Annotated in this window: 7 protein-coding genes; 6 read left to right on the forward strand and 1 reads right to left on the reverse strand. The window is 36.6% G+C overall.

Annotated elements, in window-relative coordinates; genetic code table 11:
- The first annotated feature begins 8 nt into the window (after nt 1-8).
- The 5 genes from BOW55_RS02695 (at nt 9) to BOW55_RS02715 (ending at nt 6763) form a co-directional block, all read left to right on the forward strand.
- Nucleotides 9-2114 carry a GDSL-type esterase/lipase family protein gene (locus tag BOW55_RS02695; protein ID WP_129022870.1) on the forward strand — a complete coding sequence of 702 codons (2106 nt, stop codon included), beginning with the start codon at nt 9-11 and terminating at the stop codon, nt 2112-2114.
- 116 nt (nt 2115-2230) lie between these two features.
- Nucleotides 2231-3415: an AGE family epimerase/isomerase gene (locus BOW55_RS02700; RefSeq protein ID WP_129022871.1), complete on the forward strand. Its 1185-nt coding sequence runs from the start codon at nt 2231-2233 to the stop codon at nt 3413-3415.
- Between the two features lie 83 nt (nt 3416-3498).
- On the forward strand, nt 3499-4641 hold the full coding sequence (locus BOW55_RS02705; RefSeq protein ID WP_129022872.1) for an exo-alpha-sialidase: 1143 nt from the start codon (nt 3499-3501) through the stop codon (nt 4639-4641).
- Between the two features lie 63 nt (nt 4642-4704).
- Complete coding sequence (gene nagA / locus BOW55_RS02710; RefSeq protein WP_129022873.1) at nt 4705-5844, forward strand: N-acetylglucosamine-6-phosphate deacetylase; 1140 nt, start codon at nt 4705-4707, stop codon at nt 5842-5844.
- A 1-nt stretch (nt 5845) separates the two neighbouring features.
- Complete coding sequence (locus BOW55_RS02715) at nt 5846-6763, forward strand: DMT family transporter (RefSeq protein ID WP_129022874.1); 918 nt, start codon at nt 5846-5848, stop codon at nt 6761-6763.
- 161 nt (nt 6764-6924) lie between these two features.
- Here the strand turns inward: BOW55_RS02715 and BOW55_RS02720 are convergent, their stop codons facing one another.
- Nucleotides 6925-8544, reverse strand: a complete 1620-nt coding sequence (locus tag BOW55_RS02720; protein ID WP_129022875.1) for an arylsulfatase — start codon at nt 8542-8544, stop codon at nt 6925-6927.
- A gap of 534 nt (nt 8545-9078) precedes the next feature.
- Here BOW55_RS02720 and BOW55_RS02725 point away from each other — a divergent pair.
- Nucleotides 9079-19080, forward strand: coding sequence for a gliding motility-associated C-terminal domain-containing protein (locus tag BOW55_RS02725; protein WP_129022876.1), 10002 nt, complete (start codon nt 9079-9081; stop codon nt 19078-19080).

Here is a 19080-nt window from a genome sequence, read left to right on the forward strand (position 1 = left end):
GTTAGAAAATGAGAATACTAAATCGAAATTTACTCTTGCTCGCCTTGCTTTTTTTTGTGCTCGTTCACACTAAAATAAATGCGCAACAAAATACTGTAAAAGTTGCCTGCATTGGAGATTCTGTAACAGCTGGATATCTTCTTGCCAATTCAAAAACAGAATCATATCCGTCACAACTCCAAATTTTGCTAGGTAATAAATTTGAAGTTCTAAATTTTGGACACAGCGGTGCAACACTATTAAAAAAAGGAAGCAAGCCATATTATAAAACAGAAGAATGTGCCAAAGCTATCGCTTACAAACCAGATATCGCCATTATTCATTTAGGTTTAAACGATACCGATCCTAGAAACTGGCCGAATTACAGAGAAGATTTTAATGCTGATTATTCTTGGATTATTGATACGTTAAAAAAACAAAATCCAAAAGTAAAAATATACGTCTGCCGCATGACACCCATTTTTAACGAACATAATCGTTTTAAATCGGGAACACGAGATTGGTTTTGGCAGATTCAGGAACATATCTCTGAGATTGCCGTCGCAAATAATGTAAAACTCATTGATCTTCATGAAAAATTATACAATCGTCCAGATCTTTTTCCAGATGCTTTACATCCAACAAAAGAAGGCGCTGCAATCTTAGCGCAGACTGTTTATGAAAATATCTCTCAGAATTTTGGAGGTTTAAAACTTGGCGCCGTTTTCAGCGATAATATGATACTGCAACGAGAACAGCCAATTGTAATTTACGGAAACGCAAATGGAGGCAGTAAAGTTGAAGTACTTTTTGAAAATCAAAAAGAAATCGTAACCACAAATGAACATGGAAAATGGAAAGCCATTTTTCCTGCTATGAAATCTGGCGGAACCCATCAAATTAAAATTTCATCAGAAAAGAAAAGCATTGTTTTAAAGAATATTTTAATTGGAGATATTTGGTTCTGCTCGGGACAATCGAATATGGCATTTCCACTGAAAAATGCCGAAAACGGAACTTCGGTAATTAAAAACGCGCAAAGCAATACGACATTACGTCTTTTTAATTTTGAAGTCCTTCAAGAAACAGATGAAAAAGCTTGGGACGCTGTTGCTTTAGAAAAAACCAATCAATTACAATACTTTTCAGGAAAATGGAAAGTCTGCGATTCTATAAGCGCTAAAAACTTCTCGGCAATCGCCTTTCATTTTGGTCAAAATATTAACAGAGAAGAAAATGTACCAATAGGTTTAATCGAAGTTGCAGTTGGCGGATCTCCTATCGAATCCTGGATAGACAGGTATACTTTAGAACATGATGATAAAGTTGTAGATGTTTTGACCAATTGGCGAAAATCTGATTTTATAATGCCTTGGGTGAGATCACGAGCTGATGAAAACTTAAAAAATGCTGTAAACCCAAAACAACGCCATCCATACGCTCCCAGTTACAATTATGAGGCAGGAGTTACACAATTTACTGAATTTCCCATAAAAGGATTTCTGTGGTATCAAGGTGAAAGCAATGCACACAATATTGAATTATACGAACATTTAATGCCTGTAATGGTTCAAAGCTGGCGAAAAGCTTGGGGAACTTCCCTGCCCTTTTATTACATACAATTATCGAGTATAGATCGTCCGTCTTGGCCCTCATTTAGAGATATGCAAAACAGAGTTCAGAAAGAAATTCCAAACAGCGCTATGGCGGTGAGTATGGATTTTGGCGATTCGACAAATGTACATCCGATAAGGAAAAAACAAATTGGAGACAGACTAGCTCTACTTGCCTTAAAATACACTTATGGCAAAAACATAATTGCGGAAGGCCCAGTTGTTTTAAAAGCAATACAAAAAGAAGATGTAATTCTAATTTCTTTTTCAAATGCAAAACAATTACAAACTGCAGATAAAAAGGAATTAATCGGTTTTGAATTAGTAACCGAAAAAGGAAATAGAATAGAATGTAAAGCTGAAATAGTCAATAATCAAGTAGAGATTACTATTCCGAAAACCGAAAAGATTAAAACAGTCTTATATGCTTGGAAACCTTATACGAAAGCCAATTTGGTAAATGAGGAAAATCTGCCTTGCTCGACTTTTCAAACGGAAGTAATTTCTTCAAATACAAATTAGAATACATCTCCCAAAAAACATATAAAACTTTTACACATTGAAAATACGATACAAAAAGTAAAATATAGTAAATCAAAGCCTAACGATATTGGTAGGTATAAAAAAATACTTAAAAAATGAGTTATACAACGACAGACCTGATAGATTTAAAAGATTTTTATCAGAAGCAATTACTTAAAAACACCATTCCTTTCTGGTTTCCTCGCTCTATTGACACTGTTCATGGCGGTTATTTGTTAATGCGAAATCAAACTGGTGAATTAATAGATGATGATAAATCGGTTTGGTTTCAAGGGCGCACAGCTTGGCTTCTTTCAACGCTTTATAATACAATTGAACCGAAACAAGAATGGCTGTACGGCGCAAAATCAGGTATCGATTTTATAAACAAACATTGTTTTGATACGGATGGAAGAATGTTTTTTCATGTAACCCGCGATGGAAGTCCTATTCGCAAACGCCGTTATTATTTCTCTGAGACTTTCGCTGTTATTGCCATGAGTGCTTACGCTAAAGCAAGCGGTGATGAAAAGGTCGCTGAACAAGCACGTCATTTATTTGGAGAATGTATTAAATATGCTACCACACCGGGATTGTTAGAATCAAAATATACTGCTGTACGTCCGGCGAAAGGAATTGGTTCTCCAATGATTATGATAAACACTGCACAACAAATAAGAGAAACTATTGGTGATCCTAGATGTGACGAATGGATTACTAAATGGATTGCTGAAATCGAAAACGATTTTGTTAAGCATGATATTGAATGTGTAATGGAACAGGTTGCTCCAGATGGTTCTATAATTGATCATATTGACGGACGAACTTTGAATCCTGGACATGCTATTGAAGGTGCTTGGTTTATCTTGCATGAAGCAAAATATAGAAATAATGATCCTCATTTAATAGAACTGGGTTGCAAAATGCTCGATTACATGTGGGAACGCGGCTGGGATAAAGAACATGGAGGAATTTTGTATTTTCTTGATGTATACGGAAATCCTGTACAAGAATATTGGCAGGACATGAAATTTTGGTGGCCTCATAATGAAGTAATTATTGCCACACTTCTCGCCTACACTATGACTGGAAATGAAAAATATGCAAAATGGCACAAAATGATTCATGACTACTCTTACAGTAAGTTTCATGATAAAGAAAACGGAGAATGGTTTGGTTATCTGCATCGAGACGGAAGCGTTGCACAAACTGCAAAAGGAAATCTTTATAAAGGACCTTTTCATTTACCACGCCAAGAATGGTACTGTCTGCAGCTTCTAAATGAAACTTTAAACCAATAATTTAGATATATTAGCAACAAAAATTCGTATTTTATTGAGCGTTTCTGAAAAAGAAAACTCAAAAATCTATTTTTATTTTAATTATGAAAAAATATTTCACATTACTATTATTAACTTCTGCAGCAATTATTTATGCTCAGAAGGACACTTATAAAATCGCTGATGGCGTAATTACTAGTCAGGATTTATTTAATAAATCGATGGTTAAGGATGTTTCTTGCTTTAGAATTCCATCTATAGTAACGGCTCCAAATGGCGATTTAATTGCTGCTATTGACGAACGTGTTCCTTCTTGTGGTGATTTAAAATGGAGCAAAGACATTAATATTGTTATTCGCAGAAGCGCTGATAATGGAAAAACATGGTCGGAGATTGAAAAAGTAGCCGATTTTCCTTTTGGGCAATCTGCGTCAGATCCTTCGATGATTGTTGACAAACAAACTAATGAAATCTTTTTGTTCTATAATTTTATGGATTTAGACAAGGAAAAAGATGTTTATTATCTGCATGTTGTAAAAAGCAGTGACAATGGTAAAACTTGGAGTAAAGCTCAAGATATTACGAGCCAAATTGCGAAACCGGAATGGCATAAGGATTTTAAGTTTATAACTTCTGGACGCGGAATACAAACAAAAAACGGAAAGTTGTTGCATACTTTAGTAAATTTAACGAGCGGCTTATATATTTTTGGAAGTAATGATCATGGAAAAACATGGTACTTTATTGATACACCTATAAAACCTGCAGACGAATCCAAAATTATTGAATTGGCTGACGGAAGCTGGATGGTTAATGCAAGGGTAAACAAAGGCGGAATGCGATATGTACATACTTCTACTGATGAGGGAAAAACTTGGAGCACTAAACCAGAACCTAAATTGGTAGATCCAGGATGTAATGCTGAAATTATTCGATACACAGCTAAAGCTGATGGTTATGATAAGAATAGAATTTTGTTTTCGAATGCTAAAATGGAAAAGGATAGAATGAATCTAACGGTTCGTATTAGTTATGATGAAGGAAAAACATGGACAGAGGGAAAAACTATATATGGCGGCGGATCGGCTTATTCGTCTCTTACAATACTTGACAATGGAGATATTGGAGTGTTTTTTGAAAAAGACGACTATACTCAAAATACCTTTGTTAGCTTTTCATTAAAATGGCTTGCAGACGGGAAGGACAATTATAAAAAACCTTCTCAAAAAGGAAAATCAAAGAAATAAAAACAGCTTAAACTTAATGTGGATTTAGAATTTGCTGGGTAGTTTAATTTACATAACAAAACAATGAAACAAGCTATTGTCAATGCTATTGTGCATACGGGTGATGAGATAATTGATAACGGTGTGATTATCATAGAAAATGGAGTTATTCTTTCGGTTCAAAAGGAGATTCCAAATGATATACCTCAACTCGATTTAAAAGGAAAGCATATAGCAGCAGGATTTATAGATATTCAGATAAATGGAGGTGAAAAACTTTATTTCAGCCAAACTCCTACTGAAGAAACGATTCAGGATATTTATGATTCAAGTTTAAAGTATGGTACTACTCATGTTTTGCCTTGTTTAATTTCATCGTCTAATGAAACGATTCTGCAAGGAATTGAAGCGACTCGAAATTACATTCAAAAACACAACAATGGTGTAATTGGAATGCATTTAGAAGGCCCGTTCTTAAATCCTTTGAAACGCGGGGCGCATAGTATCGATCAGGTTCGTAAACCAACAAATAGTGAACTTGAAGAAATTATTAGATACGGAAAAGATGTGATAAAAGTAATTACAATCGCACCGGAATGTTTTACTGACGAGCAATTAAATATGCTTTTAGAAAGCGGTATTACAATTTCGGCAGGGCATTCTACAATAGGTTATAAAGAGGCACAGCATTATTTTTCAAAAGGCATAAACCTTGTAACACATTTGTTTAATGCAATGACTCAATTCGGTCATCGTGAACCGGGATTAGTTGGTGCTGTTTTTGAAAATGAAAATGTTTATGCCCCCGTAATTTTAGATGGAGCACATTGCGATTACGCAGCCGCAAGATTAGCTTATAAACTAAAACAAGAGAAATTTTTCTTGATAAGTGATGCGACATTTTTAGGGCGAAAAGTAGAAAGTTTTAAATGGGACAATTTTGATGCTCACCTTGAAAATGGCTTTTATAGAAATGATGAAGGTAATTTGGCTGGAGCCACAATCTCCATGTTAGAAGCAGTTCAAAATGCATATAATCATTTGAATGTTTCTGCAGATGAAGCTATAAAAATGGGAACAACACGTGTTGCAAATGCAATTGGATTAGGAGAAAAATTTGGAAAAATAAAAACGGGATTTCCTGCAAGTTTTGTTCAATTCAATGCTGATTTATCCAATATAGAAACACTTAATTTTTCTAAAACCTCAACAGTAGTTTTATAAAATGGTTAAAGAAAAACTGCTTCCGATTACTGCTAAAATCAAAGAATTTAAAATCATTTTTGCTGGAATATTATTTGCCTTTTTATGGGCATCGGCATCAACTGCTACCAAAATAGGTCTTCATGCTGCGCAGCCTTTTGTGATTTCTATTTTTAGGTTTGTAATAGCAGGAAGCATTATGCTTTTTATTTCTCATATTTTAATGGCAAAACGGCTGCCTCAAAAAAAAGAGTGGATTCAAATTAGTATTTACGGTTTGTTTAATATTACTTTTTATTTAGGCTTATATGTTGTTGCTATGCAAAAAGTATCTGCCGGTTTAGGGAGTTTGGCTGTTGCGACTAATCCTGTTTTTATTGTTTTGATCTCGGCGATTTGGTTATCTCATAAAATTAAAATCAAAAACATTCTTAGTCTGGTTCTTTGTTTTATTGGTGTGTTTTTAGCGGCATATCCTTTATTACAAAACAGTTTTGCAACTCCCGGCGGCATACTTATTTTGGTTGCAAGTATGATCGCTTATTCGTTAGGAACTATTTATTATTCTAAACAAAACTGGAACGGATTACACATTCTTACCATTAATGGGTGGCAAACCATTATTGGAGCTGTGTTTCTGATTCCAGTATTATGGATCACCTATCGATCTGATCAAAATGTTTTTAACAGTGATTTCTGGTTTTCGACTTCGTGGCTGGCTATTGCTGTTTCTATTGGAGCAGTTCAGTTTTGGTTGTATTTATTAAAAATTAATCCCATAAAAGCCTCTTATTGGCTTTTTCTATGTCCGATTTTTGGATTCTTAATTGCCTATTTTATGGTAAATGAACCGCTTACTTTGTATACCCTTTTTGGTGTAATCTTTGTAATAATAGGATTGTATACCAGTCTTTCTATCGACAGAAAGAAAAACACATAAGTAAACTACAATTAAATTGATTTTTTGAAGAAGAGAAAAGCCTTTTTAGCCACAACTTTAAAGGCTTTCTTTTTTATATCTTGTCAATACAATTGATTTTATTCCATAAAAAAAGCCCGACGTAAATCGGGCTTAAATGGTATAAAGTAAGATAGAATTATTTAGTTTTTTGGATCAACACTCAAAGCCGGCATCGACAACTGCTTGCTATTTAGTAATTGCTTAGCTTGTTCAATGGTTCTGTATCTGCCAATCTCCATTGGTCCGCCATAAGCACCACTTTGTTGTGGTCTTGGAGGAACAGCAGCATAAGTTTTCATAAGTTCAAGAACAACCTGATCAAAAATTACCATTGTCCATGTTTTCTCTGTAAAACTGTTCATGAAAAGATCATAACGCTCTTGCGGGTCTTGCCATAAATCGTACACAGCGGGAACGGTTGCAATATAGGTTTGATCACCTCTCCAACCCAGTTGTTGTCCTGGTGTATCGCTTCCTGCCTGCGCACCATTATCTCCGCGTGTATTAAATACTGCTTTCCATTTTCCGATACGTGCGGCTCCAGGAGACAACTCATTTTCTGTAAAATAAAACCATCTGTCACGAAGTGGTTTTCCTTTTTTGAATAAAACATTCGACATATCGTAGCTGTCAAAAACCATTGGTTTACCTTCTCTATCATTTTTAGGCAGTTCAACTCCTGCAAGACTTGCAAAAGTTGCCATCAAATCTAAACCTCCCACGATATCATGGCTTTGGCTTCCTGCTTCAATTTGACCAGGCCACCAAGCAATAGCTGGAACTCGGCTTCCTCCTTCTCTATCTGTTCCTTTTGATCCTCTAAATGGCGTATATCCAGAATCTGGATGAACATCTTGCCATGCTCCGTTATCAACTGTATAAATTACAATGGTATTATCTGCAATTCCAAGCTGACGAATTTTATCCATAATTCGGCCAACATTATAATCCATTTCTACAACGGCATCACCATATTTGCTTTTGGCTGGTGATTTTCCTTTAAATTGTTTTGATGGTAAATTTGGCTGATGGTTTTTGGCAAAATTGATACACATAAAAAATGGATCTTTTGATTTTCCATAATCATCAAGCTGTTTTAGATTATTATCTACCATATTCATATCCAACTCTGCAATGTTTTCTTCTGTTACAGGTCCTGTATCACGTGCTGGTTTTCCAGCTTCTCCTTCAAGAATACCTTTAGTTGCTTTTTTTATAAAATCAGAAATTTCAGGAGCCATATCAGGATTCCATGAAGGGAAACAATACGTGTAAGCATTTAAGTGATACAAAACCACATTTTGCATTTTATCAAAACCATGTGCAATTGGCATAGCATAATCTGCTTCACCCAAATGCCATTTCCCAGAAAAATAAGTTTTATAATTTGCCTTTTTCAAAATAGATGCCAATGTCCATTCAGCAGCAGGAAGTCCGCCTCCTTCACCCTGAAAAGCAACAGTTGTCATACCGCTTCGGTTTGGAATTCTACCGGTAATCATTGCAGCTCTTCCCGGCGTACAACTTGGCTGTCCATAAAACGACCAAAACTGCATGCCTTCCTTAGCCATTCTGTCCAAATTTGGAGTCGGCATTCCACGGCCAACACCACCGCCATAAGCTCCTAAATCTCCCCAACCTGTATCATCAGAAATTACCATAATGATATTTGGTTTCTTTTTCGTTTGAGCACTGACAACTCCAATAGAAGCTATGCAGAACAAACATGCAAAAAATATTCGTAAGGCATTTTTTTTCATAGTTTAAAATTTAAGGATTACTTAGAAATGAAATTGTATGGGAATACTTTTTAATTATCTGCCGAAGACTTTGTGCAAATAATTGATTCTCAAATTTAGATAATTCCACAAGCCGATAGGAGTCAATACTTTGTAATAATGTTCCATATTATAAGATGCAACCAATTTCTTTCTTCAAGAAAAAAAGTTTAAGTCAATATTTCTCACAAATCGACTTGTAAATCTTTTCTATATCTCACTTTAAAGCCCACAAAACACAAAGCACAATATATCAGTTCGTTACAAAAAATAAATACAATAATTCACCTTTTCTTCTACAAAAAAGCTCATCATAAAAACTTATTTAATTTACTTTTCTTGTTGCATATTATAACTTGAAACATATAAATCAGCCTCTTAAAGCTAACTTTTCATAAATTTGAGTACCCCCTATTTACAATCACCAAATCATTCTTTTCGAAATTAACGAACAACATAAATTTTAATTTAATGTGGTTATAAATTGTTCGTATCCACTTTGCAATCTCGAAGCCTATGAGACAATCTCTACAAATTAAGAAGCACTTTAAAAAACTGATTCCAGTATTATTTATAGTTCTGTTTAATACTATAAATTCATTCGCTCAAAACTGTACAGTAAATGCTGGAGTTCTAAATGTTACTATTTGTGAAACTGATGCTTTAGTTTTAGAAGGAAGTACTCCTTCGCCCATTATAGGTACCGTTTTGTGGTCTCAAATTTCAGGCCCTGCAGTTGTTATCAACTCACCAAATAGTACAAGCACTACAGTATCTGGTTATACAGGAGGGAATACTTACATTTTTAGATACAGTGCAGTATGCGGAGATGGTATCTCAACCTATCAGGATAAAGTTGTTAATGTTGCACCTATAACTCGAGCACAAGCTGGAGGAGACGTAGCAAGTTGCCCTAACAGTGCAGGAACGTTAACTATTACTGCAAATACACCTCAGAATACAGGTGAAAATGGTTACTGGGAAATTGTAGGCAATAATAATGCAGGGGTTGTAATTAATTTTCCCAACTTACCAACTTCGACTATAAATCTGCCTGCAACAAGCTGCGGGGTAACCACATTACAATGGGTTATTGAAGGTCCAGAACTTGCTCCTGGAATTCGTTGCAGAACTACCTCACAAATTACTGTGACTAATTATGGCGGTGTCAAACCTATTTCGGCAGGGCCAGACCAAACATTAAGTAATTGTTACACTACTACACAAAGTACCAATTTAAATGGTACGTATGGCGGATGTGGCTTAAACGGACAGGGAGGCTTGTGGGCATTTGTAAGCGGTCCAAATACACCAACAATAAGCAGTCCAACATCAAATACGACTCAAATTTCAAATCTAACTGAAGGTACTTATACTTTTAGATGGACAGTAACAGGACCTTGTGCTTCTGGAAATGATTTAGTTTCGATTACTGTACCACCGGCAACACAAGATGTAACAACATTACCAGGCGGTGATGAAAATATATTCTTTTGTGACAATAGTATCACTCAGGTCACGCTTATTGCACAAACCCCTTTATATGCAGGTGAAACGGTACAATGGACACAAATTGCAGGCGGTCCAGGTGCTGTAATTGTTTCACCAACAAATCCTACTACATTAGTTACAGGCATCTCTGATTCAGGAGATCCTTATAAATTTAGATATACCCTTACTAATGCCAACACCGGCTGTATTTTTACTAAAGATTATAATGTTCAGTACAATGGTGCGACAAGAACTATTGTTGCGAACAATGGCAGGGATATTGTTGGCAGCTGTAATGCAACCGTTTTTACAATTCCGCTTACTGTAACAGGTACGGGAGTAAATCAATATCGAATCACACATGGACCTGATAATTCTCCTTTAGCACCTTTCCCTACTACACTGCAAAATGTTGGCAATTCACTAACTTTAACCCTTACAGCTCCGGGAGATTATGTTGTAGAATTCGTTAGAAGTGAAAATGGTTCACTAAATGTTGGCTGTGATTATGGTTTTGATACTTTAAATATTCTTGTTTCTGGTGCTCCAACACCTTCTAATGCAGGATCTGATGTAAGTTTACCTTGCGGAGACACCACTACGATGCTTTCTGGCGTTATGACAGATGACGGCTTGCATTTTTGGAGTCAGCTAAACGGTCCAAATGAAGCTGTAATTGCAGATGTTTTTGCAACAGACACGCAAGTAAGCGGGCTTATTCCAGGTACTTATGTTTTTCAATATATAACAAAAGGCGGCGGTGCTACCTGTGGTTTTTCAGTTTCAACTGTAAACATATATGTCTCTGGAAGTACCTTAAGCAGTACTGATGCAGGTCCTGATCACGTGGTTTGTACAAAAACTGATGTACCGCTTACAGCCAAACCTGCAGAAAGTGGAGAAATAGGCGGATGGAGTCAAGTCTCTGGGCCAGATACAATAACATTCTCTAATATACATGATCCTAATGCAATTGCTTCAGGATTTTTGACCTCAAATGCTACGTATGAGTTAAAATGGACGATTTCTTATCTGCATCCAGGACCAGCATGTAGCGCCTCCGTTTCTGATAATATGCTTATCTACACGACCAACAATATTGCTCCAACGAGCTCTGACGCTGGACCAGATACTTGCTATCCTAATGGAACCAATACTTTTAACTTAAGCGGAAATACACCCGAAGGCTCAGATTTTGGAACTTGGACGGTCACTCCATCTGCAGGAGTTGTAATTGCTGATGTAAATGATCCTAATACTTTGGTCACAGTTCCTACGGATGGAACTTATACTTTTACTTGGGCAATAGTAAATAGATCAAGAATATGTATACCAAGTACGAGCAGTGTAAACGTAACTATTGCTGGCACGCCGCCGGCAGCAAATGCTGGTCCTGATCAGGAAATTTGCGGAAGTGTAATAACGATGGCTGCTACAGTAAGCAGCGGTGCGACGGGAACATGGACAAGAATATCCGGGGCTGGTAACTATACCATTAGTGACCAACATGATCCAAATGCTGTTTTTACGTTTACATTCAGCGGTTACTATATTTTTAGATGGACTGTAAATGCTGATATTTGTGGTGAAGCTTTTGATGATATTAATTTAACAATCGGAATTCCGCCTCACGTTGCTGCCGCTGGACCAGATCAAAATGTTTGTAATAATACCACCGTAACAATGGCTGGAAATGCTTACGACAGTTTTTTTGAAGAAGGTCAATGGTCTGTTCTCACTGGAGCGCCAAATCAGCCTAATATTGTTGATCCATCTAATCCAAATACGGTTATTAATGGACTTGTAAAAGGAACTTATACTTTCAGATGGACAATTAATTCAAAAAGTGTGTTTTTATGTCCGCCAACATTTGATGATGTAATCGTAACTGTTTTGCCAGCTGCTAATGCAGGTGCAGATAAAACATATTGTGATGTAACCAGTATACAGCTTATAGGAAACGAAAACTCTTCTGGAACATGGACACTCTTCAGTACCACAGGAAATGTAAATGATGTTGTTATTACACAATCACCTCCAAATAGTTATATTGCAAATGCTACAGTGATTCCCGGAAACACTTATGTCTTTACCTATACTATATCTTCTTCTACCAATCCAGTTTGTCCTGGATCTTCAGATAATGTTACTATAGATGTATTTAGCGGTGCAAGCGTTGATCCTAATGCAGGAGCCGATCAAAACCTTTGTATTGCTGATGTTGGAGGTCAAACAGCTTTAGATGGAAACACACCTCCTCCAGATGTTTCAAAAGCTGAATGGAGATTTGTTTATCAGCCAACAGGAAGTGTTGCCGTTATTCAGACACCATCAGCACCAAAAAGCAATCTTTTAAACTTAACTGTTCCTGGACTTTATATTTTAGAATGGGTTTTTGAAAGTGCATCTTGTCGAACACTATCAGATATAGTTCGTATTGAAATGAATGCCCCTCCTAGTAATGCAGAAGCAGGACCTGATGATACTGCAGCTTGTCAAACTACATACACAACAGCCGCTTTGCCACCTGCAGTAGGTATTGGAACATGGACTTTTGATACTGTTCCAGCTGGAAGTACGGCTGTAATCGATAATCCAAACAGTCCTGTAACAACCTTATCAAATGTTACCGTACTAGGAACTTATATATTAACATGGACAGTAACAAATGGTCCTTTTACTGATCCTTCATCATGTCAGCCTTCTGTTGATAAAGTTTCAATAACCTTTAATGACATTCCACCTTCTAAAGCAGATGCAGGGCCTGATCAAGAATTATGTAATGTTGACTCAACTACTATGGCGGCAGTTCCTGTAACTTCTGGTATTGGTACTTGGACTAAGGCGTCGGGACCCGCTGTCAATATTGGTGCTCCAAATGATCCTAATTCTATAATGCTTGGACTTCAGCCTGGTACCTATGAATTTTTGTGGACGGTGACAACATTAAATAATAATGGTTGTATTTCTGAAGATTCAGTTATAGTTACCATTTACGACCAGCCATCAACTGCTGATGCTGGACCAAATCAGACAGTTCCACAATTCTCTCCCGTAAACATGAACGCTTTACCTCCTACAGTAGGTACAGGAGAATGGAGTCAAATAACAGGACCAAGCACGTTAGGTTTCGTTGACAATACATCGCCAACAACAGCTGTTAGTGGAACTATTGCTGGCACATATCAACTTCAATGGACGGTAAGCAATGGAAATTGTGCTGTTTCATCTGATGTTATGACCCTTACAATACTTTCTGTTTCAGATCTTGAATTAACAAAATCTGTATCTCCTACTCACGGAAGTGCGGGAGATGTAGTAACCTTTACAATTCAGATTTTTAATAACAATTCACTTGGAGGAACAGTAACCGCAACTGGTGTAGCCGTAAGAGATTATATTCCTACTGGTTTTACCATAGTGCCGGGATCAGCCAATTTATCTGGACAATATAATGTAGGTGATAATACTTTGACTTGGTACAATCTTACGGTTCCTAACGGAGGAAGACTAAACTTAACATTCAAAGCTACAATAAATGCAGTCGGAAGTACATTAAATAAAGCCGAAATTGTAGAATCTGATCAATTTGATCCTGATAGTACGCCAAACAACCAAATAGAAACCGAAGATGATCAGGATAGTGTTTCGGTTTCAATAGACTCAGCTGATCTATCACTTCAAAAAACAGTTTCTCCAACGTCTGTAAGTATAAATGATAATGTAATATTTACGATTAGAGCAACGAACAGTGGTCCAAACAATGCCACAGGAGTAACGGTTTTAGACAAACTTCCACCAGGTTATACCTATGTCAGCGATAATGGCTCTGGCAAATATAACAGCAATACCGGCATCTGGAATATAGGCAACCTAAACAACGGAAACTCTATCACATTGCAGATTACCGCAAAGGTAAATGTGGCAACATCTGCTAATTATAAAAACACGGCAGAAATACAAACTGCACGTCAAGTCGACCCAGACAGTACACCTGGAAACGGTCTTCCTGAAGATGATATGGCAAGTGCAAATATTACATTAAAATCTGCAGATTTAGAGCTTACTAAAACGGTAACTCCAACATCTGCTGCTGCGGGTCAACAAGTAGATTTTACTCTTAATCTAATCAATAAAGGTCCTGGAAATGCAACAGGAATAGCTGTACAAGATGTTATTCCGGTAGGTTATACATTGATTCCCGGATCTGTATCAGTTGGAGGAACATACCAAGTGGCAACAGCTACGCTTGAATGGAAAAATATAGCATTGGCAAATGGTGCTAATACTAACTTGACTTTTAGTGCATTTGTAAATCCGTTAGGAAGTTATAAAAATGTCGCTCAAATAACTGCCAGCGATTTACCAGATCCTGACAGTACGCCAAATAACGATGACGGTGACCAAAGCGAAGATGATGAAGACAATGCCGAAATTACTTATATAGGTCCTTCTGCTGATTTGTCATTGACTAAAAATGTAATGGCTGGAAATACAAGTCCTGTAGTAGGAAGTCAGATTTCTTTTGAACTTATCATTAAAAATGATGGTCCAAATAATGCAACCGAAATTGAGGTTAAAGATTTATTGCCAACAGGATATCAATTTGTAAATTACAGTTCATCTGCCGGGCTTTATAATAGTACTACAGGTATTTGGACAGTTGGTTCTCTTGATAAGGGAGCTGTAGAATCGCTTATTATTGATGCCAAAGTACTGCCAACAGGAGTTTATAAAAATATTGCTCAAGTAACGGCCAGCAGTCTCCCTGACCCAGATAGTACGCCTAATAACGATGATGGTGATCAAAGCGAGGATGACGAAGCCAATGCAGTAGTCACTCCTATTCAACCAACATCTGATTTATCACTTACTAAATCGGTAAATAGATCATCGCCTTTAATTGGCTCCAAAGTTACTTTTGAAATTATAGTTACCAATAATGGACCAAATGATAATACTGGCGTACAAGTAACCGATAAGTTACCATCAGGCTATACCTATGATTCATTTACGGTATCTACTGGAACATATGACCCAGCAACAGGTGTCTGGATTATTGGAAATTTAATAAATGGAAAATTTGAAACGCTTCAAGTTACTGCAGTCGTAAATCCAACAGGAGTTTATCTTAATTCTGCTGAGGTAACTGCCAGCGATCTTCCCGATCCAAATTCTACTCCAAATAATAATGTAACCACAGAAAATGATTATGCCGAAATTTCGACAACTCCAGTAACAGCTGTATCGGATTTATCTTTGACCAAAACAGTCAATAATACGACTCCAACAGTTGGTTCTTTAGTTACTTTTACAATTATTGTAACGAATGGAGGACCACAAGATAATACTGGTGTTGAAGTTACTGACTTACTTCCTTCTGGATATACATACAACAATTTTACACTATCGACTGGTGCTTATGATCCAACTACTGGAGTTTGGACTGTAGGTAATTTAGTTAATGGAAAATTTGAGACACTGCAAATCACAGCACGAGTAAATGCATCTGGTAATTATACTAATAGTACCGAAATAACAGCTGCTGATCTCCCGGATCCAGATTCAACTCCAAACAATGGAAATACAACAGAAGATGATTATTCGACCGCAACGACAGTTCCAATATATCAATCTTCCGACTTGTCATTAACTAAAACTGTTAATAATACTACTCCGCTGGTAGGCACATTAGCCACTTTTGAAATCATTGTAACAAACAATGGTCCGCAAGATAATACAGGAGTTCAAGTAAAAGATTTATTACCTTCTGGATACATCTTAAATGGATATACAATTTCGACTGGAACCTATAATACATCAACAGGTATCTGGAATGTAGGTAATTTGATAAACGGTAAATCAGAAACCCTTCAGATAATTGCAACTGTAAATCCTACAGGAAATTTCACCAATATCGCTGAAATAACTGCTGCAGATCTTCCAGATCCTGATTCAACGCCTAATAATGGAGTAACAACTGAAGATGATTATGGCACAGCATTAATAGTTCCAATACAACAAGCTTCAGTTTCGGATTTATCTTTGACTAAAAAAGTTAATAATCCAACACCATTAGTTGGGTCTCAGGTGACTTTTGAAGTAGTAATTACCAATAATGGTCCAAAAGACAATACTGGTGTTAAAATAAAAGATTTACTGCCATCAGGTTATACTTATAATTCCTATACAATTACAACTGGAACTTACGATTCGCTTACAGGATTATGGACTGTGGGTAATCTAATAAACGGTAAATCAGAAACGCTGCAAGTAACCGCAACTGTAAATAACTCAGGAGACTATTTAAATGTTGCCGAAGTTACAGCCAGTGATGTACCTGATCCAGACTCAACGCCTAATAACGGTGTTACAACTGAAGATGATTATGCGACAGCAACAACAACTCCAATAAAAAAATCTTCAGATTTATCATTATCCAAAATAGTAAATAATGCCACTCCGCTGGTTGGCACAATAGACACTTTTGAAATTGTAGTAACCAATAGCGGACCACAAGATAATACTGGTGTTCAGGTAACTGATTTATTGCCTTCTGGATATACATACAATAGTTTCACTGTTTCAACTGGAACTTATAATCCGACCACAGGAATATGGAACATAGGAAACTTGAATAATGGAAAATCGGAAACTTTACAAATAACTGCAATCATAAATCCAACTGGAAATTATCTAAATTCTGCCGAAATTACATCAGCAGATCTTCCAGATCCTGATTCAACTCCAAACAATGGAGTAACATCAGAAGATGATTATGATAGTGCATTTACAGTACCGATATTAAGAGGAATTGACTCTGACTTATCGCTGACAAAAAAAGTAAACAATGCCACTCCTTTAGTAGGGTCTCAGGTAATTTTCGAAATTATTATCAGCAATAACGGTCCATTAGATAATACTGGCGTTAAGGTTCGAGATTTGCTTCCAAACGGATATACTTTTAATGGCTATTCGATCTCTACAGGAACTTATGATTCTACAACAGGAGTTTGGACTGTAGACGGTTTAGTTAACGGAAAATCAGAAACATTAGAGATTATGGCAACCGTAAATCCTAGTGGGGATTACACTAATGTTGCAGAAGTAATCGCGGCAGATATTAAAGACCCCGATTCAACGCCAAATAATGGAATATCAACTGAAGATGATTATGCAACAGCAACTACAGCTCCAACGAATGTGTCGGCAAATCTATCATTGACCAAAACAGTTAATAATTCAACACCTTTAATTGGAGCACAAGTTACCTTTGAAATTGTTGTAACCAACAGCGGCCCGCAAAACACTTCTGGAGTACAAATAAAAGATTTACTCCCATCCGGTTATACTTTTAGCAGTTTTAACGCTACAAAAGGAGCTTATAATAAAAATACAGGAATCTGGAATATTGGTTCATTCTTAAATGGAGATTCTCATACACTGCAAATCAATGCAATAGTAAATGCTGCAGGAAATTATCTCAATACTGCCGAAGTAACTGCAAGCAATATGCCTGATCCTAATTCAACTCCAAATAACGGAGTTGCAACAGAAGATGATTATGCAACTGCGCTTGTAACACCTTCAGTTCTTATGGCTGATTTATCGATCAGTAAAACTACACAAACAGGCAATACAATGTATGAAATTGGTTCGACTGTTATTTTTAATATCACAGTAACAAATGATGGTCCCGGCGATGCAAGCGGTGTGAAAGTAAAAGATTTACTTCCTGCTGGATTTACTTATCTAACTAATTCGGCAACAAGCGGAGTTTATAATTATGCTACTGGAATTTGGACTACTGGAACCGTTAACAATGGAGAAACTCAAACTTTAGATATTTATGTCAAAGTAAATCCACCGACGGGTGCAGCAAATGAATATACAAATGAAACAGAAATTACTGCCAGCAATATGCCTGATCCTGATTCAACACCAAATAACGGAGTTAAAACAGAAGACGACTACGACAGTATTCAAATCAATGTTTCAATCGCTGATTTAAGTTTAGAAAAAACAGTAAGTAATAAAAATCCAAATGTAGACGAGGTTATAACCTTTACATTAAAGCTTAACAACGAAGGACCAAGTCAAGCAACCGGAGTTGCCGTTGATGATATCATTCCGCTGGGTTATCGAAACATTACCAACATCTCAAACGGAGGATTATTTAGAGGCAACATCATAAAATGGACTAATTTAACTGTTCCAGTTGGAGGCATTACTTTAACTTATCAAGTTACGGTTGCAAGTCCGCATGGACTTGACGGTTACGATTATTTGAATATCGCCCAAGTAACTGCTAGTGATCAATACGATCCAGACAGTAAGCCAAATAACGATAATGGTGATCAAAGTGAAGATGACGAAGACTCAGAATTCATCAACATTTCATCAACAGATATTGCTATAAACAAAGAGGTTGACAAAACAGATGTACCAATGTACAGCACCGTAACCTTTACTATTACAGCTGAAAATCTTGGAAACCTAACTGCTACAAATGTCGAAGTTCAAGATATACTTCCTAAAGGCTATAAATTAGATACATTCACTGTTTCGGCTGGAGTATACAACAGTACAACAGGAACTTGGACGATTCCGTCTGTAGCTGTAAAAGGTTCTCAAACTTTAACAATAACTGCAAAAGTGGTTGATTTTAATGACTATTTAAACACAGCTCACTTTGTTAAAATGGATCAAATTGACAGCAACTCGTCAAATAATCAAGACAGTGCAACCGTTGCACCTAATTGTTTGAAAATTTTCAATGAATTTTCTCCAAATGATGATGGTCAAAATGATACTTTCTACATCGATTGTATCTCACAATATCCAGACAATCAGCTCGAAATATTTAATCGCTGGGGTAATTTAGTGTATTACAAAAAAGGATACAATAACACTTGGGACGGCAAGGCAGACGGATCTGCAAAAACACTTCCAGAGGGCACCTATTTCTATATTCTTGATCTAGGAAATGGTTCCCCAAAAACATCTGGATGGCTTTATTTAAAATAA

This window comes from Flavobacterium sp. YO12, from assembly GCF_004119495.1.
Classification (GTDB): domain Bacteria; phylum Bacteroidota; class Bacteroidia; order Flavobacteriales; family Flavobacteriaceae; genus Flavobacterium.